This window comes from Rhizobium sp. SU303, from assembly GCF_021052345.1.
Lineage (GTDB): Bacteria > Pseudomonadota > Alphaproteobacteria > Rhizobiales > Rhizobiaceae > Rhizobium > Rhizobium laguerreae.
Window position 1 is genome coordinate 3,202,764 of record NZ_CP088095.1, and the last position, 24,389, is coordinate 3,227,152.

The 24,389-nt window shown below is 61.4% G+C and carries 26 protein-coding genes and 2 pseudogenes; 12 read left to right on the forward strand and 16 right to left on the reverse strand.

Annotated elements, in window-relative coordinates:
- Nucleotides 1–138: 138 nt before the first annotated feature.
- Nucleotides 139–1,236, forward strand: a complete 1,098-nt coding sequence (locus tag RlegSU303_RS16075) for a calcium:proton antiporter (protein ID WP_164070334.1) — start codon at nucleotides 139–141, stop codon at nucleotides 1,234–1,236.
- Nucleotides 1,237–1,341: 105 nt separating this feature from the next.
- On the opposite strand, the gene RlegSU303_RS16080 is transcribed toward RlegSU303_RS16075, so the two are convergent.
- The 5 genes from RlegSU303_RS16080 to RlegSU303_RS16100 form a co-directional block, all read right to left on the reverse strand.
- On the reverse strand, nucleotides 1,342–2,211 hold the full coding sequence (locus RlegSU303_RS16080; RefSeq protein WP_029873313.1) for a hypothetical protein: 870 nt from the start codon (nucleotides 2,209–2,211) through the stop codon (nucleotides 1,342–1,344).
- 46 nt (nucleotides 2,212–2,257) lie between these two features.
- Complete coding sequence (locus RlegSU303_RS16085) at nucleotides 2,258–3,163, reverse strand: glycosyltransferase family 8 protein (protein WP_206121172.1); 906 nt, start codon at nucleotides 3,161–3,163, stop codon at nucleotides 2,258–2,260.
- A 181-nt stretch (nucleotides 3,164–3,344) separates the two neighbouring features.
- A complete protein-coding gene (locus tag RlegSU303_RS16090; protein ID WP_131719318.1) occupies nucleotides 3,345–3,731 on the reverse strand; it encodes a type II toxin-antitoxin system VapC family toxin in 387 nt (128 codons plus the stop codon).
- Between the two features lie 2 nt (nucleotides 3,732–3,733).
- A complete protein-coding gene (locus tag RlegSU303_RS16095) occupies nucleotides 3,734–3,994 on the reverse strand; it encodes a type II toxin-antitoxin system Phd/YefM family antitoxin (protein ID WP_011652922.1) in 261 nt (86 codons plus the stop codon).
- Between the two features lie 69 nt (nucleotides 3,995–4,063).
- Nucleotides 4,064–5,266: a pyridoxal phosphate-dependent aminotransferase gene (locus RlegSU303_RS16100; protein ID WP_018495440.1), complete on the reverse strand. Its 1,203-nt coding sequence runs from the start codon at nucleotides 5,264–5,266 to the stop codon at nucleotides 4,064–4,066.
- 384 nt (nucleotides 5,267–5,650) lie between these two features.
- On the opposite strand from RlegSU303_RS16100, the gene RlegSU303_RS16105 reads away from it, so the two are divergent.
- The 3 genes from RlegSU303_RS16105 to RlegSU303_RS16115 are packed head-to-tail and all read left to right on the forward strand — an operon-like array spanning nucleotide 5,651 to nucleotide 10,002.
- The gene (locus RlegSU303_RS16105) at nucleotides 5,651–8,038 is read left to right on the forward strand and encodes a marine proteobacterial sortase target protein (protein WP_131709459.1); all 2,388 of its coding nucleotides are present in this window, start codon (nucleotides 5,651–5,653) and stop codon (nucleotides 8,036–8,038) included.
- Nucleotides 8,028–8,801: a class GN sortase gene (locus tag RlegSU303_RS16110; protein WP_131719303.1), complete on the forward strand. Its 774-nt coding sequence runs from the start codon at nucleotides 8,028–8,030 to the stop codon at nucleotides 8,799–8,801. The genes RlegSU303_RS16105 and RlegSU303_RS16110 overlap by 11 nt, the downstream gene beginning before the upstream one ends.
- 58 nt (nucleotides 8,802–8,859) lie before the next feature.
- The gene (locus RlegSU303_RS16115; protein ID WP_029873308.1) at nucleotides 8,860–10,002 is read left to right on the forward strand and encodes a PQQ-dependent sugar dehydrogenase; all 1,143 of its coding nucleotides are present in this window, start codon (nucleotides 8,860–8,862) and stop codon (nucleotides 10,000–10,002) included.
- Between the two features lie 4 nt (nucleotides 10,003–10,006).
- On the opposite strand, the pseudogene RlegSU303_RS16120 reads toward RlegSU303_RS16115, so the two are convergent.
- Nucleotides 10,007–10,471 (reverse strand): annotated as a pseudogene (locus RlegSU303_RS16120) (DUF3052 domain-containing protein); the annotation flags it as partial.
- Nucleotides 10,472–10,574: 103 nt separating this feature from the next.
- On the opposite strand from RlegSU303_RS16120, the gene RlegSU303_RS16125 reads away from it, so the two are divergent.
- The 3 genes from RlegSU303_RS16125 to RlegSU303_RS16135 all read left to right on the forward strand — a co-directional run bounded on the left by RlegSU303_RS16125 (nucleotide 10,575) and on the right by RlegSU303_RS16135 (nucleotide 12,762).
- Nucleotides 10,575–11,465: a DMT family transporter gene (locus tag RlegSU303_RS16125; RefSeq protein WP_029873306.1), complete on the forward strand. Its 891-nt coding sequence runs from the start codon at nucleotides 10,575–10,577 to the stop codon at nucleotides 11,463–11,465.
- Nucleotides 11,466–11,952: 487 nt separating this feature from the next.
- The gene (locus tag RlegSU303_RS16130; protein WP_003561293.1) at nucleotides 11,953–12,168 is read left to right on the forward strand and encodes a cold-shock protein; all 216 of its coding nucleotides are present in this window, start codon (nucleotides 11,953–11,955) and stop codon (nucleotides 12,166–12,168) included.
- A gap of 147 nt (nucleotides 12,169–12,315) precedes the next feature.
- Nucleotides 12,316–12,762, forward strand: a complete 447-nt coding sequence (locus RlegSU303_RS16135) for a BA14K family protein (protein WP_131624003.1) — start codon at nucleotides 12,316–12,318, stop codon at nucleotides 12,760–12,762.
- A gap of 60 nt (nucleotides 12,763–12,822) precedes the next feature.
- Here RlegSU303_RS16135 and RlegSU303_RS16140 read toward each other — a convergent pair whose 3' ends face one another.
- Nucleotides 12,823–13,689, reverse strand: a complete 867-nt coding sequence (locus tag RlegSU303_RS16140; protein WP_131624005.1) for an oxidoreductase — start codon at nucleotides 13,687–13,689, stop codon at nucleotides 12,823–12,825.
- Nucleotides 13,690–13,723: 34 nt separating this feature from the next.
- Here RlegSU303_RS16140 and RlegSU303_RS16145 point away from each other — a divergent pair, with 34 nt between their 5' ends.
- Nucleotides 13,724–14,182 carry a winged helix-turn-helix transcriptional regulator gene (locus RlegSU303_RS16145; RefSeq protein WP_080658215.1) on the forward strand — a complete coding sequence of 153 codons (459 nt, stop codon included), beginning with the start codon at nucleotides 13,724–13,726 and terminating at the stop codon, nucleotides 14,180–14,182.
- Here RlegSU303_RS16145 and RlegSU303_RS16150 read toward each other — a convergent pair.
- Genes RlegSU303_RS16150 through RlegSU303_RS16160 form a run of 3 tightly spaced genes read right to left on the reverse strand, consistent with a single transcriptional unit; the run spans nucleotide 14,179 to nucleotide 16,773 of the window.
- A complete protein-coding gene (locus tag RlegSU303_RS16150) occupies nucleotides 14,179–15,555 on the reverse strand; it encodes an ATP-binding protein (protein ID WP_011652932.1) in 1,377 nt (458 codons plus the stop codon). The genes RlegSU303_RS16145 and RlegSU303_RS16150 overlap by 4 nt on opposite strands.
- A gap of 24 nt (nucleotides 15,556–15,579) precedes the next feature.
- Entirely contained in the window at nucleotides 15,580–16,281 is a 702-nt protein-coding gene (locus RlegSU303_RS16155; protein WP_131719302.1) for a response regulator, read from the reverse strand.
- The gene (locus tag RlegSU303_RS16160) at nucleotides 16,282–16,773 is read right to left on the reverse strand and encodes a MarR family winged helix-turn-helix transcriptional regulator (RefSeq protein ID WP_017989072.1); all 492 of its coding nucleotides are present in this window, start codon (nucleotides 16,771–16,773) and stop codon (nucleotides 16,282–16,284) included.
- Nucleotides 16,774–17,056: 283 nt separating this feature from the next.
- Here RlegSU303_RS16160 and RlegSU303_RS16165 point away from each other — a divergent pair.
- Nucleotides 17,057–17,522 (forward strand): annotated as a pseudogene (locus RlegSU303_RS16165) (aminotransferase class IV); the annotation flags it as partial.
- A gap of 141 nt (nucleotides 17,523–17,663) precedes the next feature.
- Here the strand turns inward: RlegSU303_RS16165 and RlegSU303_RS16170 are convergent.
- Together RlegSU303_RS16170 and RlegSU303_RS16175 are read right to left on the reverse strand one after the other, a co-directional pair.
- The gene (locus tag RlegSU303_RS16170) at nucleotides 17,664–17,933 is read right to left on the reverse strand and encodes a hypothetical protein (protein WP_003541697.1); all 270 of its coding nucleotides are present in this window, start codon (nucleotides 17,931–17,933) and stop codon (nucleotides 17,664–17,666) included.
- A gap of 182 nt (nucleotides 17,934–18,115) precedes the next feature.
- Nucleotides 18,116–18,733 (reverse strand): DUF1236 domain-containing protein, encoded by a 618-nt coding sequence (locus RlegSU303_RS16175; RefSeq protein ID WP_231283221.1) that lies wholly within the window; start codon nucleotides 18,731–18,733, stop codon nucleotides 18,116–18,118.
- A gap of 287 nt (nucleotides 18,734–19,020) precedes the next feature.
- Between RlegSU303_RS16175 and RlegSU303_RS16180 the strand changes: the two genes are divergently transcribed.
- Nucleotides 19,021–19,716, forward strand: coding sequence for an MBL fold metallo-hydrolase (locus tag RlegSU303_RS16180; protein WP_131624009.1), 696 nt, complete (start codon nucleotides 19,021–19,023; stop codon nucleotides 19,714–19,716).
- A gap of 117 nt (nucleotides 19,717–19,833) precedes the next feature.
- On the opposite strand, the gene RlegSU303_RS16185 is transcribed toward RlegSU303_RS16180, so the two are convergent.
- The 4 genes from RlegSU303_RS16185 to RlegSU303_RS16200 form a co-directional block, all read right to left on the reverse strand.
- Entirely contained in the window at nucleotides 19,834–20,175 is a 342-nt protein-coding gene (locus RlegSU303_RS16185; protein ID WP_131624011.1) for a tRNA-binding protein, read from the reverse strand.
- 10 nt (nucleotides 20,176–20,185) lie between these two features.
- Entirely contained in the window at nucleotides 20,186–21,013 is an 828-nt protein-coding gene (proC, locus tag RlegSU303_RS16190; protein WP_131624013.1) for a pyrroline-5-carboxylate reductase, read from the reverse strand.
- A 1-nt stretch (nucleotide 21,014) separates the two neighbouring features.
- Nucleotides 21,015–21,515 carry a YbjN domain-containing protein gene (locus tag RlegSU303_RS16195; RefSeq protein WP_003541709.1) on the reverse strand — a complete coding sequence of 167 codons (501 nt, stop codon included), beginning with the start codon at nucleotides 21,513–21,515 and terminating at the stop codon, nucleotides 21,015–21,017.
- A gap of 389 nt (nucleotides 21,516–21,904) precedes the next feature.
- A complete protein-coding gene (locus RlegSU303_RS16200; RefSeq protein WP_131624015.1) occupies nucleotides 21,905–22,165 on the reverse strand; it encodes an accessory factor UbiK family protein in 261 nt (86 codons plus the stop codon).
- 202 nt (nucleotides 22,166–22,367) lie between these two features.
- Between RlegSU303_RS16200 and lgt the strand changes: the two genes are divergently transcribed.
- On the forward strand, nucleotides 22,368–23,216 hold the full coding sequence (gene lgt, locus RlegSU303_RS16205; protein ID WP_131624017.1) for a prolipoprotein diacylglyceryl transferase: 849 nt from the start codon (nucleotides 22,368–22,370) through the stop codon (nucleotides 23,214–23,216).
- Between the two features lie 18 nt (nucleotides 23,217–23,234).
- On the forward strand, nucleotides 23,235–24,335 hold the full coding sequence (locus tag RlegSU303_RS16210; RefSeq protein WP_094088749.1) for a class I SAM-dependent methyltransferase: 1,101 nt from the start codon (nucleotides 23,235–23,237) through the stop codon (nucleotides 24,333–24,335).
- Nucleotides 24,336–24,389 lie beyond the last annotated feature (54 nt).

Below are 24,389 nucleotides of genomic sequence, written 5' to 3' on the forward strand. Positions count from 1 at the left end.
CGATCTGCTTTCCGGCCCCGATGACGTTCAGTATTCCATTAAACGTCGAAGACTGCAAATGGCACTCGACCGGGGCTTTCTTGATATGCGAAATCAGCGACTTAGATAGAAGGCATGAATCGGGACAGGAGCTGAGGCTTGGGGATCGCGTCACGCTTTAAAGAGGAAAAGTTTCTGGTCGCCGCACTTGTCGTTGCAGCGATCGCCTATTTCTTGGAACATGCGGTGATCGAGATGGGGCGCGGCGTCGCACTGATTGCCGCCGCTGGCCTGGTCGGCACCATCGTGCTCGCCTCGATCCGCGTGGCCCATCATGCCGAGCTACTCGCCGTCAAGGTCGGCGACCCCTATGGCACGATGATCCTGACGCTCTCGGCCGTCGCCGTCGAAGTCATCATCCTCGCCATCATGATGGGCGGCGAGAGTTCGCCGACGCTGGTGCGCGACACGATCTACTCGGCCCTGATGCTCGATATCAACGGCATTCTCGGCCTGGCCGCCCTGCTCGGCGGCCTCAAGCACGGCGAACAGCCCTATAACGACAATTCCGGCAAGACCTACGGCGTTATGATCCTCACCGCCATGGGCATTTCGATGATCGTGCCGGAGTTCGTGCCCAGCGACAAATGGCACTATTATTCCGCCTTCACCATCGTCGCAATGATCGCGCTTTATGGCCTTTTCCTGCGCATGCAGGTCGGCCAGCACAGCTATTTCTTCAGCTACAGCTATCCGCGCTCCGAACGGAAGAAAGAAAGCCCGGATACGCATGGCCCCGACGAGTCGGCGGCGATCTCGATCGCCACCATTCTCGTCGGCGTCGTCATCATCGGCCTGCTGGCGGAGTTCATGGCGGCCTTCATGACCGAAGGCCTGCGCGACAGCGGCGCGCCGATCGCCGTGACCGCCGTCGTCGTCGCAGCGATTTCGGCCGCCCCCGAGATCCTGACCGCATTGAGGGCGGCACTCAGGAACCGCATGCAGGCGACGGTCAACATCGCCATGGGCGCCTCGCTGTCGACGGTCATTCTGACGGTGCCCGTCATGGAGGCGATCGCGCTCTATACCGGCCAACCCTTCATCATGGCGATGACCCCGGTACAGACGGTGATGGTGGCGATCACGCTGATTGCTGCGGCGATCAATCTCAACGACGGCGAGACCAACGCCATCGAGGGCATGACGCATTTCATCCTCTTCGCCACCTTCGTCATGCTGACGACGCTGGGGCTTTGAAGGCTGCGTCTTCCCGACAGGGGAACGGATAGCAGTGATCCGCGCACGTAGCGTCAACTCACAGAGCGGCTTGACAGCCCGCCTTTTGAGCGGAGCTTTCGACAGTCACTCCTTCGACTTTTCGAGGAAACGCTGCTTGCGGGTTTTCGGCTTGAAGCGCCGGAAGAAACCCTCGATGGCGCGGATGGATTTGGTGACGGACATGAGCCTGTCGATCTGGCTATTTGCGTTGTGGAGCCGTTCCGACAGGACTTCGGCCGCCGTCATCGCGATCTCGATCGGCGGCACCTGTGGAAACCGTCTGGCAATTGCCGCATAGGGGCTGGCATCCACGCCGCCCATCATCGAGATCGTGCCCATCCGGGCAAAGAGACGCAGGAAGATCTGCTCGAACGTCCAGTCGTGCACGTCGAAGACCTTCCACTTCTCGCTCCTCTTCGCCGAAAAACCGGCAAGCAGGATCTTGCCCGGCAGTTGCAACTCGGCGAGCCACAGCGCCACCGCAAAACCACTCGTCGCGATCTTGCCCACCGGATAGAGGTCGACGAGCATTTTCGTCAGATCAAGGTGACGGGTTTCAGCGCCTTCGAAGCGGCCCTCTTCGCTGAAGTTTTCCTCTGGGGACACGCGAATGTTGACGACACCCAAAAAATCGTCGCCGGCAAAGAAGCGCAGGACATCCGCCGCCTCGCGCCGGTGGACGATATTGGCGCCCATCACGCCGCTGCGGGCAAACAGCACCGCATGGCCGGCGAAGGGTTCGTCGAGCACCTTATAGACATTGTTGAAGAAGACGTAGAGCGCCGTCTCCGGCAATTCGCTTCGCAGCCGTTTGAAGTCGACGGCTTCGCTGTTTGCCACCAGCACGACGTGGGAATAGTGCGACAACAGCGCCTTCCACGCATCCGGCGTTAGAAAATTGAAGCCGCTATCCGGGGCGGCCATGGTCTGCGTGTCGCTGGGGATTGCTTCCATATCGGCTCACATGCACTTTCCAAGGACGATGCGCTCTGCCGTCCCACTAGCTGTTGCTGAAATAAGCGCGTGTCCGCGCCAGCCGCGCCAGCCCGCCGATCCGCTTTCCCAAATGCGAAAGAAACCCCGCGATCCGGCCCGTCATCGACGGCTGCCTGCAGAAGGAGGCCCATGGCGTATTGGCGAGATCCTCGGCATAACGCTTGGCCATTCGGCGATGCACCCACGGCACAGTCGCCTGCCACGGTTTTTTCCGGCCGGTGAAATGGATGATCGCCGGCCGGCCGACGAAAGGCAGGAGGCCGGTCTGCGTGTTCCAGCGCGGATCGAGCACCAGCCAGTCGCCATCGAAAGTGACGTTCAGCGCATCCTGGTCGTTATTCTCGAAAAGATGCGACCGCTCGTCGAAAATCTCCCGTGTCCTGGCAAAAAGCCCCCTCGACCGGCAGGCCGACCAGTCGAACAGCAGCACGCCGGCATTGAAATAGCGCCCGCCCTCGCGCATGCCGATCTTCCGCTGCCGTGCGCCGGCCTTCTCGGGAAAGGCCATGACATAATCGTCTATGGCGGCAAGCGCCTTGCCCTGCAAATCCATGGCGAAGAGGTCGTCGACCGGCGCAACCGCAAGCACATCGGCATCGAGATAGAGCAGCCGCTCGACATGATCGGGAATGTGCAGATCCATGTAGAGCCGCGCCAGCGTCGCGCCCGACCAGCGGCCCCGCGCCTGCAGCGCCGTATCCGGCGTATTGTAGGGCAGCACCTTGATTGCCATGCCGTGCAGCCGTGCGAAATTTCCGACCTCGGCGATCTCGTTCGGCTTGAGGTCGATGCCGAGAAGCAGGAACTCCACAGTGGAATTTGAGAGATTGCGGTTGACGGAAAGCAGGGTGCAGCAGGCGGCCGGCAGCATGTTGACATCCGAACAGACGATCACGGCACTCTGCTGCAAAATCCCGGCCTCCCGAAGCGGCGACTTAAACTGATGCCGGATATCTAGTTGGTTTGATGCCAACCCGCAACCGCAGATCACCAGCCGAACCGTCGCTCTGCGTCACGTTTTGAATCGGATTTCAACGACTTGCGAGGCAAAGCGGATTCAGATGTGCAGCATGTTGAATCGGAACGCGAACTTAGAGCCGCAGCGCCAATGGATGATCAACGAGCAGCCGGTCGACTGTCGCAAGCTGCAGCCCCTCGACCTTGCATTGCGCAAGCAGCAGGCGATCGAAGGGATCACGCGTCTCCGGGTCGGGGTCGGCGGCGGTGATGACGTGCGGGATATCGATGGACAGGATCGTCAGGCCGGTGCCCTGCAGGTAGGCTGGAATAACGTCCAGGGTTAGTCCCGGCTGCAACTTGCCAAGTCGTGTCTTGATCGCAATTTCCCAAAGGCTCGCGACGCTGACGAAACCTTCGGTCGCAGCGTGCAAAAGCACACGCTGGACATCAGGAAAACGGTCCGCCAGCTTTCGCTGGACGATAGCGATGACCATATGCGTATCGAGCAGCACGCGCATAATCACGGCAGCGGCTTGAGAAGGAAATCTTCCGGCAAAGGATCGTCGAAGTCGTCGGCGATATACATCTCCGTCCGCGTGATACCCTTGGAACGAAGATAGGCTTCGCCGGCCTCCAGGTTCAAACCGCCGCGTTTTTGATGTGGCACGAGATCGAACACCGGCCGGCCGTTGCGTGTCACGACAATGGTTTCACCTTCCTCGACCTCACGAGCGAGTTCGGTCAGGCGGTTCTTCGCATCACGGATCGAAACGGTCTTCATGAAGGGCAAATGTAGCTACATGCAGCTACATCGTCAACGTCGCCTTCGATTGGTGTTTTTAAGAACCGCTTACTTGCAGGCGCCGCAGAAGCGCTGGATGCGGCGGCAGGCCTCCTCGAGCAGCTCTTCCGAAGTCGCGTAGGAGATGCGGAAGTTCGGGCCGAGACCGAAGGCCGAACCGTGAACGACGGCAACACCTTCCGTTTCCAGAAGCTCGGAAACGAAATCCTCGTCCGTTTCGATCACCTTGCCCGACGGCGCCGTCTTGCCGATCAGGCCGGCGCAGGACGGATAGACATAGAAGGCGCCTTCCGGCACCGGGCAGACAATGCCCTTGGCCTGGTTCAGCATGGAAACGACGAGATCGCGACGGCCCTCGAAGATCTTCTTGTTCGCGGGGATGAAGTCCTGCGTGCCGTTCAGCGCTTCGACAGCCGCCCACTGGGCGATCGAGGTCGCACCCGAGGTCTGCTGACCCTGGATCATGTCCATGGCCTTGATGAGCTGGATCGGACCGGCCGCATAGCCGATGCGCCAGCCGGTCATCGCATAGGCCTTGGAGACGCCGTTCATCGTCAGCGTGCGGTCGTAGAGCTTCGGCTCGACTTCCACAGGCGTGACGAACTTGAAGTCGCCATAGGTCAGGTGCTCGTACATGTCGTCGGTCAGCACCCAGACCTGCGGATGCTTCATCAGCACATCCGTCAGCGCCTTCAGTTCGTCCTGCGTATAGGCTGCCCCCGTCGGGTTGGACGGCGAGTTGAAGATGAACCACTTGGTCTTCGGCGTGATCGCCTTTTCAAGATCGGCGGCCTGGAGCTTGAAGTTGTGCTCCTGGGTGGCCGAAACGAAAACCGGCGTGCCGCCGCACAGCGCCACCATCTCAGGATAGGAAACCCAATAAGGCGCCGGGATGACGACTTCGTCGCCGGGGTTCAGCGTCGCCATGAAGGCGTTGAAAAGGATCTGCTTGCCGCCGGTGCCGACGATCGTCTGCTCCCAGGAATAGTCGAGGCCATTCTCGCGCTTGAACTTGGCGGCGATCGCCTTGCGCAGCTCGGGAATGCCGGAAACCGGCGTGTACTTCGTCTCGCCGCGGTTGATCGCGTCGATGGCGGCCGTCTTGATATTATCGGGCGTATCGAAATCCGGTTCACCCGCGCCAAGGCCGATGACGTCACGTCCTTTTGCTTTCAGCTCGCGCGCTTTCTGGGAGACGGCGATGGTGGCTGAAGGCTTCACACGGGAAAGAGCATCGGCAAGGAAAGCCATGATAACGGTCCTAATGGTTGAAACGGGCAGAAAGCCGGGACCGGAGTTCTGCGGTTAGCTCTATGTCCAATGTATGACGGCATTTCAAGCGGAAAGGCGTCATGGTGGCATGATTCTTATTGATCGGTTCGCCGCGCCACCCGCCCGGCATGCAGTACCCTTCGAAGAGGCTTGCGTCACGCGGTCGAAACGCCATGCGCAGATTTTGATTCAATCTCCGAAGTCACCCGGATTTATCCCCTGAAATCAGTGGCATCGTCGAATTCGGCCATTGCCACGAATAAGCCGCAACAAATGCCGCGCCACGCCGCAATTCGGTCGCGAGCGCGCCGAGATCGAAGCCGCATCATCCAGTATCCGAAATTGGTTATTGAGGGTATGCCAATGTTTCTGGAAGATGAGTTTATCATAGGGCGCATTCGTGCGCGCCGAATTTCCGTTTCAGTCCTTGTTGCCGTCACCGCCTTTGCCGCCTGCATCGCCGCGATCCTGGGGCTTGCCTCCGCCGCCCGCGCCGCCGAGACGCCGCAGGCATCCGCTCAGCTCGCAGCGCTTGTCCGGCCGAACGACGTCAATAGCGGCTCGCTGCTCTTTCCGTCGAAGGAGCCGGGCTTCTATGTCGAAGCGCCGCGGCTGAAGACCGATGTCGCCATCGATGTCTCCGGCCCGATCGCCAGGGTGAAGGTTACGCAGCGCTTCCAGAATCCGAGCCAGGGTTGGGTCGAAGGCACCTACGTCTTCCCGCTGCCGGACAATTCCGCCGTCGACGCGCTGAAAATGCAGATCGGCGAACGCTTCATCGAAGGTCAGATCAAGCCGCGCCAGGAAGCCCGCGAGATCTACGAGCAGGCCAAGGCCGAGGGCAAGAAGACGGCGTTGCTCGAACAGCAGCGGCCGAACATCTTCACCAACCAGGTCGCCAATATCGGTCCCGGCGAAACCATCGTTGTCCAGATCGAATACCAGCAGACCATCCACCAGTCGGGCGGCGAGTTCTCGCTGCGCTTCCCGATGGTCGTCGCTCCGCGCTACAATCCGGCGCCGATCGTCCAGACGGTCGAGTTCAACAATGGCGCCGGTTTCGCCACGCCGCGCGACCCGGTGGAAAACCGCGACAAGATCCAAGCCCCCGTGCTCGATCCGCGTGAGAACGCCAGGATCAACCCGGTTTCGCTGACCGTCGACCTCCGGGCTGGTTTCCCGCTCGGCGATGTCAAATCGTCCTTCCACGCGGTCGATATCAGCCAGGATGGCGACCAGGCGAGGACGATCAGCCTGAAGGCGGACACCGTTCCCGCCGATAAGGATTTCGAACTCACCTGGAAGGCCGCTCCCGGAAAGATGCCGAGCGCCGGCCTCTTCCGCGAAGTGATTGATGGTAAGACCTATCTGCTCGCCTTCGTCACCCCACCCACGGCCCCGGATGCGGCAGCACCGCCGGCAAAACGCGAGGTCATCTTCGTCATCGACAATTCCGGCTCCATGTCCGGCCCGTCGATCGAGCAGGCGAGGCAGAGCCTGGCGCTCGCCATCTCCAAGCTGAACCCCGACGACCGCTTCAACGTCATCCGTTTCGACGATACGATGACTGACTATTTCAAGGGTCTCGTCACTGCCACCCCTGACAATCGCGAAAAGGCGATCGCCTATGTCAGAGGCCTGACCGCCGACGGCGGCACGGAAATGCTGCCTGCCTTGCAGGCTGCGCTGCGCAACCAGGGACCGGTCGCAAGCGGAGCGCTGCGCCAGGTCGTGTTCTTGACGGATGGCGCGATCGGCAACGAACAGCAGCTCTTCCAGGAAATCACCGCAAACCGCGGCGATTCTCGCGTCTTCACCGTCGGCATCGGCTCGGCGCCGAACACCTATTTCATGACCAAGGCTGCCGAGATCGGCCGCGGCACCTTCACGGCGATCGGCTCGACCGACCAGGTGGCAAGCCGCATGGGCGAGCTTTTCGCCAAGCTGCAGAACCCAGCCATGACCGATATCACTGCCACCTTCGAAGGCATCGAAGCAGAGAATATCACGCCGAACCCGATGCCGGATCTCTATAGCGGCGAACCCGTCGTGCTGACCGCGGAGTTGCCTGAAGAGAAGCCCGCCGGCAAGCTGCAGATCATCGGCAAGACAGGCGACCAGCCCTGGCGCGTCGAGATGGATATCGCCAATGCCGCCGACGGCAGCGGCATTTCCAAGCTCTGGGCGCGCCGCAAGATCGACGATTTCGAGGCCCGTGCCTATGAGCGTCAGGATCCGGCCGTGCTCGACAAGGATATTGAGACGGTGGCGCTCGCCCACCATCTCGTCTCCCGCGTCACCAGCCTGGTTGCCGTCGATGTCACCCCGTCGCGCCCGGCCGATCAGCCGCTCGGCTCGGCCAAGCTGCCGCTCAACCTGCCGGATGGTTGGGACTTTGATAAGGTCTTCGGTGAAAACGTTGCCCCTCTTGGCGGCGCAGAACGCCATGGCTCGGCTACGCCGGCAGGAAACGCCGGACCGGAGCAGGCTGCAGTCGAAACACAGGATCTCGCCGCATCACCTGAGATCGCAAACATGATGGCCGCAGCCCCGACCGCCAAGGCGGCCACCATGATCGCGCAAAAGAGCACGACCGTGAACCTGCCGCAGACGGCAACGCGCGCCGACGAGCAGATCATCCGTGGGCTAACCATGCTGCTCCTGGCGCTGACGGCGGCAAGCGGTTTGGCCGTCTGGCGGCGACGCCTCAAGGGCATTATCGCAATTGGAGCCAAGCGAAATGGTCTCTAGGCTCTCTGCAAGCCAGAACAGGGAAGCGGCCGAATTCGAGCCGCTTCCGACCTATCTGGAACTCGCCATGGCCGCCGCCACGGCCCACGACATCCCGAAGCCGCGCCAGCGGAAGGGTTTCTTCCTCTGGCGTCTTTCCTCGATCGAAAAGGCGATCGCCTTTGCCATCGCCGGCCTTGCCTTTTATGGCTTGGCGCTGATCGGCGACGGTTTCCTGCTCAAGGCGAAAGCGGAGCTCTCCCAGATCCTGCTGAAACGTGCCTTCGCCGCGGAGCTGCAGGGGAAAGAGACAAAACCCTGGCCCTGGGCGGATTTCACCACGGAGGCCAAGGTGCGTGCCCCGCGCCTCGGCAAGGAGGCGATCGTGCTCTCCGGCGCCTCTGGCGAGGCTCTAGCCTTCGGTCCGGCCTGGCTCGTCAACACGCCACAGCCGGGCGACGAAGGCACCTCCGTCATCGCCGCCCATCGCGACACGCATTTCCGCTGGCTACAATATATAAGGCCCGGCGATACGATCGAGGTCACCCGCCGCGACGGCAAGCTATTGACCTTCAAGGCCGGCGAGGGCCGCATCGCCCCGTGGGATGCCAACGGCATCGATCCCTCCTCCGATGGCCGCCGCCTGGTGCTGACCACTTGCTGGCCCTTCAATGCCACCGAACGCGGGCCGTTGCGCTACATCCTCGAGGCGGAATTGGTCGACGACCAGGCGACGGGCTCGGTTCAACCGCTAAACACAAAGCCGTTATTGCAGGTCGAATGAGGTTGAAGCCCTTCCCTACCCGCTCCACGTTCCGCATAGAGAAACGACGGGGAGCAACATGAAGAGAATATCCGCCTTCCATTTCGCAGCAGCGCTGGTCCTGTTCAGCACGGTGTCCGCTGATGCGGCCGAGACCGTCAACACGCAGGAACTCGCCGTCCGTGTCGACAAGCTCGCCGACGGCCTCGAACATCCCTGGGCAGTCGAGGTGTTGCCCGATGGCGCCTATCTCGTCACCGAGCGGCCGGGCCGCATCCGCATCGTCCGCGACGGCAAGGTCTCCGAGCCGATTGGGGGCGTGCCCAAGGTCAGTTCCCGTGGCCAGGGCGGCCTGATGGACGTGGCGCTCGCGCCGGACTTTGCGACATCTCGCAAACTCTATTTCACCGCCGCCATCGCCAACAGCCGGGGCTCCGGCACCGAAGCCTTCAGCGCCACGCTTTCCACGGACGAGAAGACACTCGACGCCGTGACGCCTATTTTCAGCATGCGGCGCTTCACCTCGGGCAATATCCAGTACGGCTCGCGCATCGCGATTGCCGCAGACGGTACGCTGTTCATCAGCGTCGGTGATCGCGGCAACCGCGACCGCTCGCAGAACTGGCAGGACGATGCCGGCTCGATCATCCACATCAATGCCGACGGCAGCATCCCTGCCGGCAATCCATTCAAGGACGGAGGCAAGGCGCTGCCGGAAATCTGGTCGAAAGGCCACCGCAATCCGCAGGGCATCACCTTCGACGCCAAGGATGGCAAGCTCTATACTGTCGAACACGGCGCGCGCGGCGGCGACGAGATCAACCAGCCCGAGGCCGGCAAGAATTACGGCTGGCCGATCATCACCTATGGCCGCGACTATTCGGGTGCCGAGATCGGCGAAGGCACCGCCAAGGACGGGCTGGAACAGCCGCTTCATTACTGGGATCCTTCGATCGCACCAGGCGCTCTCGTCGTCTATCGTGGCGCCATGTTCCCGGAATGGGACGGCAATTTCCTCGTCGCGGCGCTGAAGTTCCAACTGCTCTCGCGCATGCAGCGCGACGACGGCGGCGCCTTCGTCACCGAAGAGCGCCTGTTCGAGGGCGAATACGGCCGCATCCGCGACGTCGTCGTCGCCCCTGACGGCGCGCTACTGATGGTGACGGACGAGGACGACGGCGCGCTGCTCAGGATATCCAGGGCACAAGCCCGTAACGGCTGAGACTTCACAACGCGCCGCGCAGCTCCTTGCGGATGACGAATTTCAACCCGGACCAGATCTCGTCGACGGCGCAGACCTTGACGTCGACTAGGCCAGTTGGGAGCAGAACCTCCCGCAGCACGTCCTCGGTGATGTCAGTCGAAACCCGTGAACTCTTCTTCGGCCAGGAGATCCAGACCATACCGTCCGGTCTCAGGTCGCGAAAAAGCGCGGGCGCGATGGCCTCCAGCGCCGCACGTTCTGTCGTAAACAGATGCACATAGTCGAATGCACGTTGAGGCGTCTCGGGAAGCGTGTGGACGACCGAAGCAAAACCGTCGAAACCATTGATTTCGCCGATCGATTCGGGAATGCCGAGAAGAGCGGCTGCCTGCCCCTCTGCGAGGCCGAGTTTCCTGACGAGCGGCGTGCCGGAATAGCCTGCTGTCTCAGCTACCGCCGCACCGCCGGCCGGCTTGGTTCTTCGCCTCGCATGTCTTCACCTCCGTCAACCGGCACCAAGTCTTCACCCTTGCCGAAAGCAAACACAACTGCTAACCGCTCGGGCACATCTCCTTCCCATCGAGGACGACATGACGCGCGTTCAGGCGAACCTCCTCCTATTGCTTGCAGCTGCCATCTGGGGCGGCGGCTTCGTCGCGCAGTCGACGGCGATGAAGGCGATCGGCCCCTTCTGGTTTATCGGTCTGCGCTTTGCCGTCGCCACCCTGGCCGTGCTGCCCTTCGTCCTTTTTGAAGCGCGCAAGGCAAAGGAGAAGACCAGCGCGCGCCATGCGAAGCTCTATATCCTGATCGGCCTTGCCCTTTTCGGCGGCGCAGCCACGCAGCAGGTCGGCCTACAGACGACGACGGTGACGAATTCCAGCTTCATCACCGGCCTCTACGTCGTTTTCGTGCCTGTTATCGCCGTGTTCTTCCTGCGCCGTGCCCCGCATTGGATCATCTGGCCGGGGGCGCTGATGGCGGTCACCGGCATCTATCTCCTGTCCGGCGGCCGTCTCTCGGCGCTGACACCTGGCGATCTGCTGACCGTCATCTGCGCCGTCTTCTGGGCGATTCAGATCACCCTTGCCGGCACGACCGTTTCCGAGACCGGAAGGCCGCTCGCGCTGTCCGCCACGCAATTTGCCGTCACCGCAGTCTGTGCGCTGGCCGTTGCCGTAGCCGTCGAACCTGTCAGCCTTTCGGCAATACAGGCCGCGGCGCCGGAGATCCTTTATGTCGGCATCTTCTCCTCGGGCGTGGCTTTCGTGCTGCAGGTGATCGGCCAGCGCTACACGACGCCCTCGCAGGCCGCGATCTTTCTTTCTTCCGAAGCGCTCTTCGGTGCCTCGCTTGCAGCCCTACTGCTCGGCGAAACGATGCCGGTAACAGGTTATGCAGGTTGCGCGCTGATGTTTATCGCTATGCTTGTGGTCGAACTCGTGCCGGGATTGACCCGCCGACGCCTGCCAGCCACGTGAACACGCGTCCAAATATGGGTGAGTCACCCGTCGGAAAAAAAATTCATCTGCCGCGGGAGACGCGTTCACGTTGCATTTTTGGGAAAATCTGCTCGGAACTTATATTGCAGACGATATAAAACGTTAATCATTCCCTATCGGCGAAGGAAATTTTCGCGTTTTTGCGCAAATTGGATATCGGCAGGGGTGTGCCAGGAACGACACGTTAAAAAACTTTTGCTTGCCAAAATCCTTTAAACGCAGCACTCTCAGCGCGTTCGGGCATTTTGCGAGCATGGGAAGTCCTTAAGTATTTGCGCGCCGGGAACGCTAATATCCCGGTCAGCCGGTTCCGAAAATGGCGGGCGAAAGTCCTGCCTGGAACAGGCCGAGGTAGAGGGGACCTTTTTCTCAAATTTCAAGAATTGCCTGCCAACACCTCCCGCCGGGAGGCAATGCTATGATGCTGCCCGTGTGGATGGCGGGCAGAGAGAAAAGGACCTGAGGCATGGCAGAGACTGGCACTGTAAAATTCTTCAATACCGACAAAGGCTTCGGCTTCATCAAGCCGGACCGGGGCGGCGCCGATATCTTCGTTCACATTTCTGCCGTTCAGGCCTCCGGCCTGGCCGGTCTGACGGAAAACCAGAAGGTAAGCTTCGACACGGAGCCGGATCGCCGCGGCAAGGGCCCGAAGGCCGTCAATCTGCAGATTGCGGGCTGAACCCTTAACAAGGCTGGCGAATTCGAGTTGAAGCCCGGCAGCAATGCCGGGTTTTGTCGTTCAGCCTTCGTTCAGCTAAAAATCTGTACGACTGTGACCATCGAGAAAGGGACCGGCGTTCGGTTCCCGGGATTAGGATTTATACTTATGAACAGGCTCGCCAAGACCCTTCTGCTGACGGCTACCGCTGCCGCGCTCACGCTTTCCGCCATCGGTGAAGCGTCGGCCCGCGACCGCCACTGGCGCCGTGATCACGGCAACAACGATGCCTGGGTTGGCGGCGCCGTCGGCCTTGCCACCGGCCTGATCGTCGGTTCGGCCATCGCCAACGCCAATAACGGTCCGGTTTACGACGAGCGCCGCTACATCGACCCGGCCTACGAGCCGGATTACTACGAGCCCGCTCCGGTCTATCGCGCGCCCCGCCGCGTCTATGTCGATCAGCCGCAATATTACGAGCCGGTCCGCACGGCGGTGGAGCCCTGGTCGCCGCAATGGCAGCGTTACTGCTCCTACCGCTACCGCACCTTCGATCCGCGCAGCGGCACTTATATCGGCAATGACGGTCGCAGCCACTTCTGCACCGCCGGCTGAATCGTCGAATATCCCTGATGCAAAGCGCCGCTTTTCAGCGGCGCTTTTGTTTTGCCTGGGTCAACCGGCCTTCTTTTTCCAGGGCAGCGACTCGGCCTCTGCATCAAAATCGGTCGAGACGCTGACGGTGCGCCACATCCGATCGGCTTCGATACGCGCCGCATCCGCCTTTTCGACATTGTGGACCGCATCGCTGCCGAGCAGCAGCCGGAATGGCGGTTCGTCGAGACCGGCGACGTGGATGACGACCGCAGCTGCTTTGGCAGGATCGCCAGGCTGGCGCCCATCATATTCACGCTGGAAGCGCACCGTGGCGCCGACCGTCTCCGCATAGTCCTGCCGCCCTTCGGCAAGCACCGTCGAGGAGCCGGCGAAATCGGTCCTGAAGCCGCCGGGCTCGATCACCGTCACCTTGATCCCGAATGGCGCGACCTCCTTCGCCAGCACCTCGGAAAAACCCTCGACACCGAATTTCGCCGCCGAATAGGCGCCGCGCCCGGCAGGTCCGATCCGGCCGCCGACGGATGAGAACTGGATGATGTGTCCCGCTCCCTGCCCGCGCATCAAGGCGATGACTGCCTTGGTCATGATGATCGTGCCGAAGAGGTTGGTCTCGATCTGGGCCCGGAAATCGGTAAGGCTGGTATCCTCGATCGAGCCGACATTGCCGTAGCCGGCATTGTTGACAAGAACGTCAATGCGCCCGAACCGCTTCACACCCGCCTTGACTGCCGCCGCTGCCGCCGGCTCGTCGGTCACGTCAAGCGCCAGCGTCAGCACCTGATCGCCATACCGTTCGGAAAGATCGGCAAGCTGGCCGGGGTCGCGCGCTGTCGCCACCAGATTGTCGCCGGCGGCCAATACCGCCTCCGCCAGCGCCCGGCCGAGACCGCGCGAACTCCCTGTTATCAACCAGACTCTGAACATCGGAAACCCTCCTTCTTTGGTTCCCGGTTCATGTATGGTCTATTGTATCCGATCGAAAGAAGGTACCCAGACGATCTATACACACCTTGAGGTAACTGACGTGAGCAGCGACATGTTCGATTTCTGCAACAGCATGACGGACGAACAGGATGGGCGGGCCCGTGAACTGATCGAACGGGCGGCGGCGAAATGGCCGCTGCGCATTCTGCATGTGCTCTCCGATGCCGGCGCACCCCTGCGATTCTCGCGCCTTTTGGAGCGGGTCGAGGGCATCAGCCAGAAAGTGCTGACGCAGACGCTGCGCACCCTCGAAAGGGATGGCCTCGTCATCCGCACGCTTTATCCCCAAGTGCCGCCGCGCGTCGAATATGAGTTGACGCCGCTCGGACACGACCTCCTCATGCAGGTCGTATCGCTCTGGCGCTGGATCGTCGAACACCTGGACGATTTCGATGCACGCAAAGCCGTGAAGCTGACGGCCGCCCGTGGCTAAGCCGGGATGCGGATCGTTGCCCTCAGTCCGCCGAGCGGGCTGTCACTGAGCGTGACGTTACCGCCGTGGCTGCGGGCGATGTCGCGGGCGATCGCGAGGCCGAGCCCGGTGCCTGATGCATCGAGATTGCGCGCCGTATCCAGCCGGAAGAACGGCTTGAACACGTCCTCACGGTTCTTTTCGGGAATCCCTGGCCCGTCATCGTCGAAGATGACGGTCAGCCATTTGGCATTGTGCTTGGCCTCGATGTCGAGCCTATCGGCATACCGGCGCGCATTCGAGGCAAGGTTGGTGACGAGACGCATGAAGGCGTTCGGCCTGACGGAAATATCGTCATCGCCTTCGATCGAATAGCTGAATTTTTTACCGTGCAGGGCGAAATCGGATTCCAGCTTCGCGAAGATCTCACTGAGTCTCAGCTCGCCGACATCCTCTTCGACCTCGCCGCGTGCAAAGGCCATATAGGCCTCCAGCATGGTCTGCATGTCGTTGACGTCGTCGTTGAGGCCATGCAGGTCGGGATTGTCGCCGGCCAGCGCCAGCTGCAGCTTGAAGCGGGTGAGGATGGTGCGCAGATCATGACTGACGCCGGAGAGCATCGCGGTGCGCTGCTCGATCTGTCGTTCGATTCGCTCGCGCATCAGAATGAAGGCAAGGCCGGCGCGCCTGACCTCGTCAGCGCCCCGCGGATAGAAATTATCGGGCTTCTGCCCCTTGCCGAAGCTTTCGGCCGCGCGTGCCAAGGTCAGGATCGGCCGGATCTGCCCGCGCAGGAAGAGGATCGAGATGCCGATCAGCACGAGCGAGGTGCCGACCATCCAGACGATGAAGATATGCGTGTTCGAGGCATAGGTCTGGCTGCGCTTGGTCAGCACCCGCAGGATCTTGTTGTCGAGTTTGATGCGGATCTCGACGAGGTTCGAGTTGCCGACCGTGTCGATCCAGAAAGGCCGATGGATCTCGTCGGTGATCTCGTCGCTGAGGATGCCGTCGAGGATCGAGAAGAACGGCTTGACGCGCGGCGGCGGCAGGTCGCCGTCCGGCTCGATCGAGATCTGCAGGCTGAGCTGGTCGCGGGCGATGCGGATGATCTCGCTATAGTCCGAATTCTGCGGATAGGTCTCGATGATCTCGATGATCGCGGCGATGTCACGGGTGACCGCAAGCGACAGCCGCTCCGTTACCATTTGCCAGTGGCGCTCCATGAAAACGGCGGCGACGACGGATTGCAGGAGCACCATCGGAATGATGATGATCAGCAGCGAGCGCGCGTAAAGTCCGGTCGGCAGCCGCCGGCGCAGCCAGCGGACGATCGAGCGCCAGCCCGGCGCAGAAGTGCGGTCTTCCCGCCGCAAGCTGTCGATCGTCACCATCAGCGCCGGTCCCGAACCTTGAGTTTAGTCGATGCTCAGCCTGTATCCGATGCCGCGCACGGTCTGCAGCCAGACGGGATTGGCGGGATCGTCCTCGATCTTACGCCTCAGCCGGTTGATCTGCACGTCGATCGTCCGCTCGCCGACTTCGGCATCGTTGCCGATCAGTTCATGGCGGGGGATCGTGTCGCCGGCACGCCGCGCAAAGAGCAGCATGATCTCCTGCTCGCGGTCGGTGAGCCGGATCACCTCGCTGGCTTTCTTCAGCTCCTTGCGGGTCAGCGAGAAGGTGTAGGGGCCGAACATCACCTGTTCGATCTTCGGACCCTCGCCGCCGGCGTTGCGGCGCAGGATGTTGTTGATGCGCAGCACCAGTTCGCGCGGGTCGAAGGGCTTGGAAAGATAGTCGTCGGCGCCCGCCTCGAGGCCTTCGATGCGGTTGCCCGATTCTGCCAGCGCCGTCAGCATGATGATCGGGACGTTCTTGATGGCGCGAAGCCCGCGGGTAACCTCGATGCCGGATTCACCGGGCATCATCACATCCATGATGATCAGGTCGAAGTCGAGACCCGCAAGCTTGCGCTGCGCCTCGGCGCCGTCGGCGGCGACGGTGACGCGGAAGCCGTTCTCGGCGAGATAGCGATTGAGCAGCGCGCGGATGCGGGAGTCGTCATCGACCACCAGCAAGTGCGCCGCATCGTCGGAAATATCTGTCTTGACCGCCATTCAATCCGCCTTCTGTCTGTCCCGCATGCCGCTGAGGAAAGCTTTTACGCCCTCCCGCACCTCCGCAGAAGCCCCTTCGAATGCCCGCTCAATGCGGCGCGATTGCGGCTCGGCAAGGGCAAGCGCCAGCTCTCGTCCCGATTTCGTCGGATAGAGCTTGCGCTGCCGCCGGTCTTCAGGACCTGCCACCTGGCGAATATAGCCTGAGTCGATCAGCTGTTTCAGCACCCTTGCAAGGCTCTGCTTGGTGATCTTCAGCGTTTCGAGAAGATCGGCTACCGTCATGCCGGGATTGCGGTTGACGAAATGCACGACGCGGTGATGCGCCCGGCCGAAGCCGCTCTTTTCGAGGATAGCGTCAGGATCGGAAACGAAGTCGCGATAGGCGAAGAAGAACAGCTCGATGATCTCGAAATCGATGATATCAGTATCTTCCATCGGCGTGGCTAGCGGCTCTGGCTTGCCTGCTTTCGGGCCGGTCTGTCGTGACACTCGCATTTCCTTTCTTTTCCGCGCGCTGCCGGAAGCTTTCGCAAAAATACGTCAGCTTTATTGACATAAATTTGCGTCGCTATTAGCTTCCGCGAACTCTGCGGGAGCCCCGCACGGCCTCTCATTTCCCTGGCATTTCCCCAGAAAACAAGGCCCGTCCGGCACTCCGACGCAATACGCGATTTCCCCTTGCGTCTGTGGATAAAACGTAATGGGGACAACAATCAACAGGCATGGTGCTTGAAGCGCCGGAGGAGTTTGGGGATGGCTTCGATTCCTTTGAATCAGCTGGACGGGGGCGCAGGCCAACCGCATCAACGTCACCATCGCCATCTGGCAATGGGGCAGCTATTTCAACCCGACCGAAAAGCTGATGGGCATCCGCCTCGATATCGCCGAATACCGCCGTCCCGATCCGAAGACGGCGCCCTGCGCCTCCAAGGCTGCCGGTCTCTACACGATCAGCACCATTTCCGAGCACGCCGCCGAAGCCAAGGGCTACGCCGATGCAATGATGCTCGATTATCTCGGTCAGGTCACTGAGGCGACCGGCGCCAACATCTTCTTCATCAAGGATGGCGTCATTCACACGCCGACCCCGGATTGCTTTCGGAACGGTATCACCCGCCAGACGTCATCAACCCGGTTTCCGAAATCGGCCCGTATCGCTTCACGCCGTCGACGATCTCGAAACACGGATGAACGACCACATGAAGGAAGTCTATCCGGCGGTGGTCGCCGCCGAATAAGACCTCACGCAATCGGTCCGGCTATCGCATAATTCCTTAAATCGGAATCGATTTAAGGATGCAGCAGTTCAAAGTGCTACAGCGTCCTTTGCGGCTCTCGAAAAGACGCGCGGCGCTGTAGATACAGACCCGTCGGGCCTTTTATCTATGCGCGCGTGCCATGACCAGTCCGGCGAGCGTCGAGAGAATGCCGCCGCCGATCAAGCCGCCGATGCCGTCGGCGATCAGGCCGGTCATAGCCGCTTCCCCACCGACCATGCTGAGCAGCATACCGCCAGCAACGCCGCCGATCGCACCCGCGATCGTACGGGCGACAACATTGATCGCCTGCTGCTTCAAAGCGGCGCTCGCGGCGTTGCCGCCGATTGCACCGGCAATCAATTGGGTGATGAGCGGAAGTAGCGCTTCCATGATTTCCTCCTCTGGCGATCTCCCCGACCGCCGATCCATGCCGAACCTTCGGCATATTAGTATACTATCATATTTCGGAGGAAAGCGTTAAGAAAAATCAACCGATGCGGGATTAAGGCAGGGAGAACCGCCCCGGAACGAGGCGGTCCGACGTCCGCCTCGCCTCGTTTCTGTCGATCACGTCACTGATAGACGTAGACGATCCAGCGTGTACCGGGATCGACCAGCACCGGCCGGTCGTTGATCCTGGTATAGCGATACTCGTAATCCGGGATCGACTGGAAGGTGACATCGGCAGGCACTTCCGCGCCGACGACGACGTCACCGCCGAGCTGCACCGTCTCACCCGGATTGGTCTCGATGTAGGTGCGGACTGTCTCCGGTGGGGTGATGGTCTCGACCGCACCGACGGGGCCGAGCAACTCGTCGCCCGGTGCCGGCTGCGGATCGGCCGGAACGACACTCGCGGTCGATTCGTAAGTCACGCTGGGAACGCCGATCTCGGCGCGGTGCTGTTCGACGATAACAGAGGTGCCGCCATGATCGACCTGCAGATAATCGGCATAGACCCAGCCGCGCATGCCGTTGACGTCGACGCGGCACCAGCGGCTGCCTTCGATGCAGCCGTCGAGGACCGCGGTCGAGCCGCGGGTGGCAAGGCCGACCGAGGGATATTGCGGGCCTGGGCCGGCGCGAACGTTGAGATCATTGACCGTTGTCGCCATCATCTCCGCCTGCGCAAGACCGCCGCTCGCCAGGAGCACGGCTCCAGCCAACAGAATGTTTCTCTTCAAGGTCATATGAGCGTCTCCTTGGTTTCGATGGGCTGACAACGCGCGGGGTTCCACGATGTTCCCCGGCACTCCGCCCAGCGAAACGCCGCTTGTGGGAGATTTCATCCAAGTGCCTTGAAGAATTGAAGAAAAATCGATTTTTCCGCTCTACGACAATGGCGAAGAGAGGCATAAACTCTTGTTTCAGTCCGTCTTTTTGCCGTGAGGCAGGCCGCCATGGCGGAAGATTCCGGCTGTCCTTGCCGTGGTTTCGGACTATACCCGAAGCAACAGAGACACGAAGCGAGGCACATATGGGCATGCTCCAGGCCGGCATCATTCCGGTGACACCCTTCCAGCAGAACTGCACCATCTTCTTCGATCCCGATACCAAGGAAGGCGTCGTCGTCGATCCCGGCGGCGACGTGCCGCTCATCCTGCAGGCGATTGCCCAGAACGGCCTGACCATCAAGGAAATCTGGTTGACACACGGCCATCTCGACCATGCGGGCGGCGCCAGTGAATTGAAGGAGGCCCTCGGCATCGACGTGGTCGGCCCGCATCAGGACGATCTGCCGCTGCTGCAACGGATCGAAACGCAGGCTGAAAAATACGGCATATCAGGATTGCGCGACGTCGTGCCCGACCGCTGGCTGAAGGATGGCGACAAGATCTCTTTCGGCGCCCATGAATTCGAAGTCTATCACACGCCCGGCCATGCCCCCGGCCACGTCATCTATTTCAACCGTGCGCAGAATTTTGCCCATCTCGGAGACGTGCTTTTCAACGGCTCGATCGGCCGCACCGACCTGCCCGGCGGCAATCATCAGCAGCTTCTCGATTCGATCCGCGACAAGGTATTGCCGCTCGGCGACGACGTCGGCTTCATCTGCGGCCACGGCCCCGGCAGCCGCATCGGCGACGAGCGGCGAAGCAATCCATTCCTGCAGGAGATCAGACCTCGTGGAGGATCCGATCCTGCCACGTCGGGCGAAGCCCGGAACAACTAATGCATGTCGCCCAAAAGTGCGCAGCGGTTTTGGGATAACGACTTGCATAAAACAAAGACTTAAAGCGCGTGGCATGAATCCGATTCGACGCGACGCGCTTTAAGTGTAAGCTCGCGCTCACATCATTCTTCTGCCGTTCGGCACCGGCTGTCCGACTGCAGCAAGCACGATCGCGCCGTTCTCATCTTCGAAACCCAGCGTCAGCACTTCCGAGCGGAACGGCCCGATCTGGCGCGGCGGGAAATTGACGACGCCGAGCACCTGCCGGCCGATCAGGCTTTCCGTCGTATAATGCACGGTGATCTGTGCTGAGGATTTCTTATTGCCGATGTCGGGACCGAAATCGATCAGGAGTTTGAACGCCGGCTTGCGCGCCTCCGGAAAGGGACTGGCTTCGATGATCGTGCCGACGCGGATATCGACACGCTCGAAATCGGCGTAGGTGATCTGTTCCGCCATATGGTCTCCGTCAGCCAGCCAGTTCCTCGGCCCGCTTGCGCGCCGCCGCAAGGGCTGCGTCGAACAAGGGCTGCATGCCGTCTTCGGCCATCAGCACGGCGAGCGCCGCCGCCGTCGTGCCGCCGGGAGAGGTCACATTCTCCCGCAGCCGCGAAGCGTCGTCGGGGGACTGGTGCATGAGTTCACCAGCCCCCGCGACTGTTTCCCGCGCAAGACGCATGGCGAGGTCCGCCTGCAGGCCGAGTTTACGGCCTGCCTCCGCCATACATTCGACGAGATAGAATACATAAGCCGGACCGCTGCCCGAAAGCGCCGTCACGGCATCGATATCGGCTTCCGCCGGCACCCATTCGACCGGCCCCGAGACGTGCAGAAGGGCATGGACGCGTTCGCGCTGCGGATCGCTGACCCCTGAATTCGCAAAAGCACCGGTAACGCCGCGCCCGACCATGGCTGGCGTGTTCGGCATGGCCCGCACCATGGCGGCCTTGCCGAGATGCTTCTCGAGGAAACCGAGCGTCTTGCCGGCCGCGACCGAGACGACGACCGTGTCCGGCCCGACGGCACTCTTCACCGCCGGCAGCACCGTCTCCATCACCTGCGGCTTGACCGCCAGAAACAGCACGCTTGCCTTCAAATCCGTAGGAAGCGCGGTCAGATGGGTCGCGCCAGCCTCGTTGATCGTCGAAAGCATCGCCGGCGACGGGCCCGGATCGACAACGATGACGGCCGAGCCCGGAACGCCGCTTTTCAGCCAGCCGGAGAGCATCGCCCCGCCCATGTTTCCGGCACCGATCAGAATGACGGGATGTGTCGAGGAGAAAGCCTTCGTCGGCATCTCAAGCCTCGCCGACCGTTTCAAACAGCACGGCTTCCATCGCCTTCGTCGCTTCCATGCCGGACCAGACGACGAACTGGAATGCCTGGAAGTAAGCTTCGCAGGTGTCAAGCGCGCTGGAAAGCAGCACCTCCACCTGGCGATTGGTAGGCTCCGCACCGCCGGCAAGCAGCAGCGATTGGCGGAAAATGACGACATCTTCCTGGCGCCAGAGGTCGAAATGACCCATCAGCACCTGCCCGTTGATCGCCGAGAGCAGCTTGACCACCTCGTTGACCCTGATGTCGGGAACTTTGATATCGAAGGCGCAGCCAAGGTGCAGCGCCTCGAATTCCTCCATCCAGGAGAAGGAGACGTGGTAGTCCGTCCAGCGGCCCTCGACCGTCATAGCGATCTCGTCCTCGCCGGACCGTTCGAACGACCAGTCGTTGTTGGAGGCAACGTACTCGATCATATCGACCGGGTTCGACTGACGCTCGACTTCCAATTCCATCAGGTTCATGCAGCACCTTCTTGACCGGAACGAATGCGACCTAACTTGGTGTACGAACACAAGAAAGACACACGCAAAATACCGGAACCACCACTCGGATGATCGTTGAACCGCTGCCAGACTTAACGCAGATAACCTGCCCGGAGCTTACCACGTCGCTTCGAATCATCATTTAAAATCAGTGTATAGCGCCCCTGGTCCCCTGCCAGCCCCCTGAACGGAAAATAGGACCGGCCACTGTGGAAAGGCTCTTCGAAATTCAATTCAGAAGGGAGAATAAGCGACTCTGCGAATTGGCTTTTTTGGCAGTGTCCACAGGTGGAAAACTCACCTGGTTTTTTTACGGAAGATGCGGCGTGTGGCATGAAGGCAACGCCGCATCTGTGTCGTATCGGGACTTAAGCGCCCTCGCCGGCAAGCTGCGCCTCGAGTGCTGCGATGCGGGCGGCAAGCGCCTCGTTCTCGTCGCGTGCCTTGATCGCCATCTCGCGCACGGCCTCGAACTCCTCGCGCTTGACGATGTCCATGCTGTTCAGCCAACGCTCGGCCTGGGCGTTGAAGGCGGTTTCGATCTCCTTGCGGACGCCCTGGGCGGCACCGGCCGCATCGGTCATCAGCTTGGCGAATTCGTCCATGATGCGGTTCGTTCCGGTCGTCATGGCGTTTTTCTCCCTTCGCATGAGGTGAAATTCAGCCCTTCAGGGCCTCGAGGATTGAGGTAGGGCTTCGCCATCGACGATGCAAGCGCTTTACACGGGATAAGCTTGCCGGAACCGGCCGGGAATGGGCCATCACGAACAATGGACTTGACCGTCCGGGATCGCAGCGGCATGTTCCGCGCAACTCAACAGGTGGAAAATCTTGCCGACAGCAGCCGATCTCCTTGCCATCATGCCTTTCCCGGATATCGATCCGATCGCCTTTTCGATCGGTCCGCTGGCGATTCACTGGTACGGTCTCGCTTACGTCGCCGGCATCCTGCTCGGCTGGGCCTATGCACGCCGCATCGCCGCCAATGACAGTCTCTGGCCCGGCAACGTCTCGCCGATATCAAAGACGCAGCTCGACGATTTCATCGTCTGGGCAGCGCTTGGCGTCGTCCTCGGCGGTCGTCTCGGCTATATTTTCTTCTATGATCTCCCCGCCGTCCTGCGCAGTCCCGTCCGTGCGCTCGAGATCTGGAATGGCGGCATGTCCTTCCACGGCGGCCTGACCGGCACGACGATCGCCATGATCCTCTTTGCCCGCCGCAACGCCATCCCGGTCTGGAGCCTGTTCGACATCGTCGCCGCCGTCGTTCCCTTCGGTCTGTTCTTCGGCCGCATCGCCAATTTCATCAATGGCGAGCTCTGGGGCCGGTTGACCGACGTGCCCTGGGCCGTGGCCTTCCCGACCGGTGGTCCCTTCGCCCGCCATCCGAGCCAGCTTTACGAAGCTGGCCTCGAAGGCATCGTTCTGCTCCTGGTGCTGGCCGCCTTCGTCTATGGCATGCGCGCGCTGAAAAGCCCCGGCTTCATTACAGGCGTCTTCGTTTGCGGTTATGCTTTGTCGCGCATCTTCGTCGAATTCTTCCGCGAGCCTGATGCCCAGCTCGGTTACCTCCTCGGCACGAACTGGCTGACCATGGGCATGGTGCTCTCCTCCCCGATGATCCTGCTTGGCCTCTGGGCGATGCTGCGGGCCCGCCGCCAGGCTGCGCTGCAGCTCTGAAACGGCAGGACGCGCGACATGACCACCGCTCTAGGCGAAAAGATCAAGGCGATCATCCAGGCCAACGGCCCGATCAGCGTCACCGATTACTTCTCGCTCTGCCTCGCAGACCCCGAACACGGCTATTACCGCACCCGCGAGCCCTTCGGCCGTTCCGGTGATTTCGTCACCGCGCCGGAGGTCAGCCAGATCTTCGGCGAGATGATCGGCGTGTTCATCGTCCATGCGTGGCAGCGCCACGGCACACCGACAGACGTCCGCCTCGTCGAGATCGGCCCCGGCCGCGGCACCATGATATCAGACATGCTGCGCGTCATCTCCCGCATCGCTCCACCGCTTTTCGACGCCATGACCGTGCATCTCGTCGAAACCAGCGAGCGCCTGCGCGACATCCAGAGCCAGACGCTCGAACCCCACGGCGAGAAGATCACCTGGCACGATGGCTTCGACGAAGTGCCACCCGGCTTCACGCTGATTGCCGCCAACGAACTCTTCGACGCCATCCCGATCCGCCAGTTCGTCCGCATGCCGACGGGGTTCCGTGAGCGCATGGTCGGTATCGACGCCGATGGCGAGCTGACTTTCGCCGCCGGCGTCGCCGGCCTCGATCCTACCTTGCTGCCCGAACCGGTGCAGAACGTGCCGGTCGGCACCCTCTTTGAGATCTCGCCTGCCCGCCAGGCGGTGATGATGGCGATCTGCGAGCGGCTGCGCGCCTTCGGCGGCACGGCGCTTACAATCGACTACGGCCATCTCGTCACCGGCTTCGGCGATACGCTGCAGGCCGTGCGCATGCATGAATTCGACCCGCCGCTCGCCCATCCCGGCGAAGCCGATCTGACGAGCCATGTCGACTTCCAGCAGCTCGCCGAAACGGCGCTTGCGGCCGGCCTCCATCTGAACGGCGCCCTGCATCAGGGTGATTTCCTGACCGGCCTCGGCATCATCGAGCGCGCAACCGCCCTCGGCCGCGATCGCGAGCCGCAGACCCAGCAGGTCATCCAGGCGGCGGTCGAAAGGCTCGCCGGCGCCGGTGAAGGCCGGATGGGCGAACTCTTCAAGGTGATGGCGGTCTCCTATCCCGCCCTCGATCTCATGCCCTTTCGTCCGGTGGATTGACAGGGCGCACGCGGCTGGTTCAACATCCGCCCGAAACAAGAACTTGAAGCGCGC

Excerpts from the sequence above, each read along its gene's own strand:
- RlegSU303_RS16080 (WP_029873313.1), bottom strand. The coding sequence starts at position 2,211 with ATGGAAGCAATCCCCAGCGACACGCAGACCATGGCCGCCCCGGATAGC.
- RlegSU303_RS16090 (WP_131719318.1), bottom strand. The coding sequence starts at position 3,731 with ATGCGCGTGCTGCTCGATACGCATATGGTCATCGCTATCGTCCAGCGA.
- RlegSU303_RS16095 (WP_011652922.1), bottom strand. The coding sequence starts at position 3,994 with ATGAAGACCGTTTCGATCCGTGATGCGAAGAACCGCCTGACCGAACTC.
- RlegSU303_RS16100 (WP_018495440.1), bottom strand. The coding sequence starts at position 5,266 with ATGGCTTTCCTTGCCGATGCTCTTTCCCGTGTGAAGCCTTCAGCCACC.
- RlegSU303_RS16105 (WP_131709459.1), top strand. The coding sequence starts at position 5,651 with ATGTTTCTGGAAGATGAGTTTATCATAGGGCGCATTCGTGCGCGCCGA.
- RlegSU303_RS16110 (WP_131719303.1), top strand. The coding sequence starts at position 8,028 with ATGGTCTCTAGGCTCTCTGCAAGCCAGAACAGGGAAGCGGCCGAATTC.
- RlegSU303_RS16115 (WP_029873308.1), top strand. The coding sequence starts at position 8,860 with ATGAAGAGAATATCCGCCTTCCATTTCGCAGCAGCGCTGGTCCTGTTC.
- RlegSU303_RS16125 (WP_029873306.1), top strand. The coding sequence starts at position 10,575 with ATGACGCGCGTTCAGGCGAACCTCCTCCTATTGCTTGCAGCTGCCATC.
- RlegSU303_RS16130 (WP_003561293.1), top strand. The coding sequence starts at position 11,953 with ATGGCAGAGACTGGCACTGTAAAATTCTTCAATACCGACAAAGGCTTC.
- RlegSU303_RS16135 (WP_131624003.1), top strand. The coding sequence starts at position 12,316 with ATGAACAGGCTCGCCAAGACCCTTCTGCTGACGGCTACCGCTGCCGCG.
- RlegSU303_RS16140 (WP_131624005.1), bottom strand. The coding sequence starts at position 13,689 with ATGTTCAGAGTCTGGTTGATAACAGGGAGTTCGCGCGGTCTCGGCCGG.
- RlegSU303_RS16145 (WP_080658215.1), top strand. The coding sequence starts at position 13,724 with ATGGTCTATTGTATCCGATCGAAAGAAGGTACCCAGACGATCTATACA.
- RlegSU303_RS16150 (WP_011652932.1), bottom strand. The coding sequence starts at position 15,555 with ATGGTGACGATCGACAGCTTGCGGCGGGAAGACCGCACTTCTGCGCCG.
- RlegSU303_RS16155 (WP_131719302.1), bottom strand. The coding sequence starts at position 16,281 with ATGGCGGTCAAGACAGATATTTCCGACGATGCGGCGCACTTGCTGGTG.
- RlegSU303_RS16170 (WP_003541697.1), bottom strand. The coding sequence starts at position 17,933 with ATGGAAGCGCTACTTCCGCTCATCACCCAATTGATTGCCGGTGCAATC.
- RlegSU303_RS16175 (WP_231283221.1), bottom strand. The coding sequence starts at position 18,733 with ATGACCTTGAAGAGAAACATTCTGTTGGCTGGAGCCGTGCTCCTGGCG.
- RlegSU303_RS16180 (WP_131624009.1), top strand. The coding sequence starts at position 19,021 with ATGGGCATGCTCCAGGCCGGCATCATTCCGGTGACACCCTTCCAGCAG.
- RlegSU303_RS16185 (WP_131624011.1), bottom strand. The coding sequence starts at position 20,175 with ATGGCGGAACAGATCACCTACGCCGATTTCGAGCGTGTCGATATCCGC.
- proC (WP_131624013.1), bottom strand. The coding sequence starts at position 21,013 with ATGCCGACGAAGGCTTTCTCCTCGACACATCCCGTCATTCTGATCGGT.
- RlegSU303_RS16195 (WP_003541709.1), bottom strand. The coding sequence starts at position 21,515 with ATGAACCTGATGGAATTGGAAGTCGAGCGTCAGTCGAACCCGGTCGAT.
- RlegSU303_RS16200 (WP_131624015.1), bottom strand. The coding sequence starts at position 22,165 with ATGACGACCGGAACGAACCGCATCATGGACGAATTCGCCAAGCTGATG.
- RlegSU303_RS16210 (WP_094088749.1), top strand. The coding sequence starts at position 23,235 with ATGACCACCGCTCTAGGCGAAAAGATCAAGGCGATCATCCAGGCCAAC.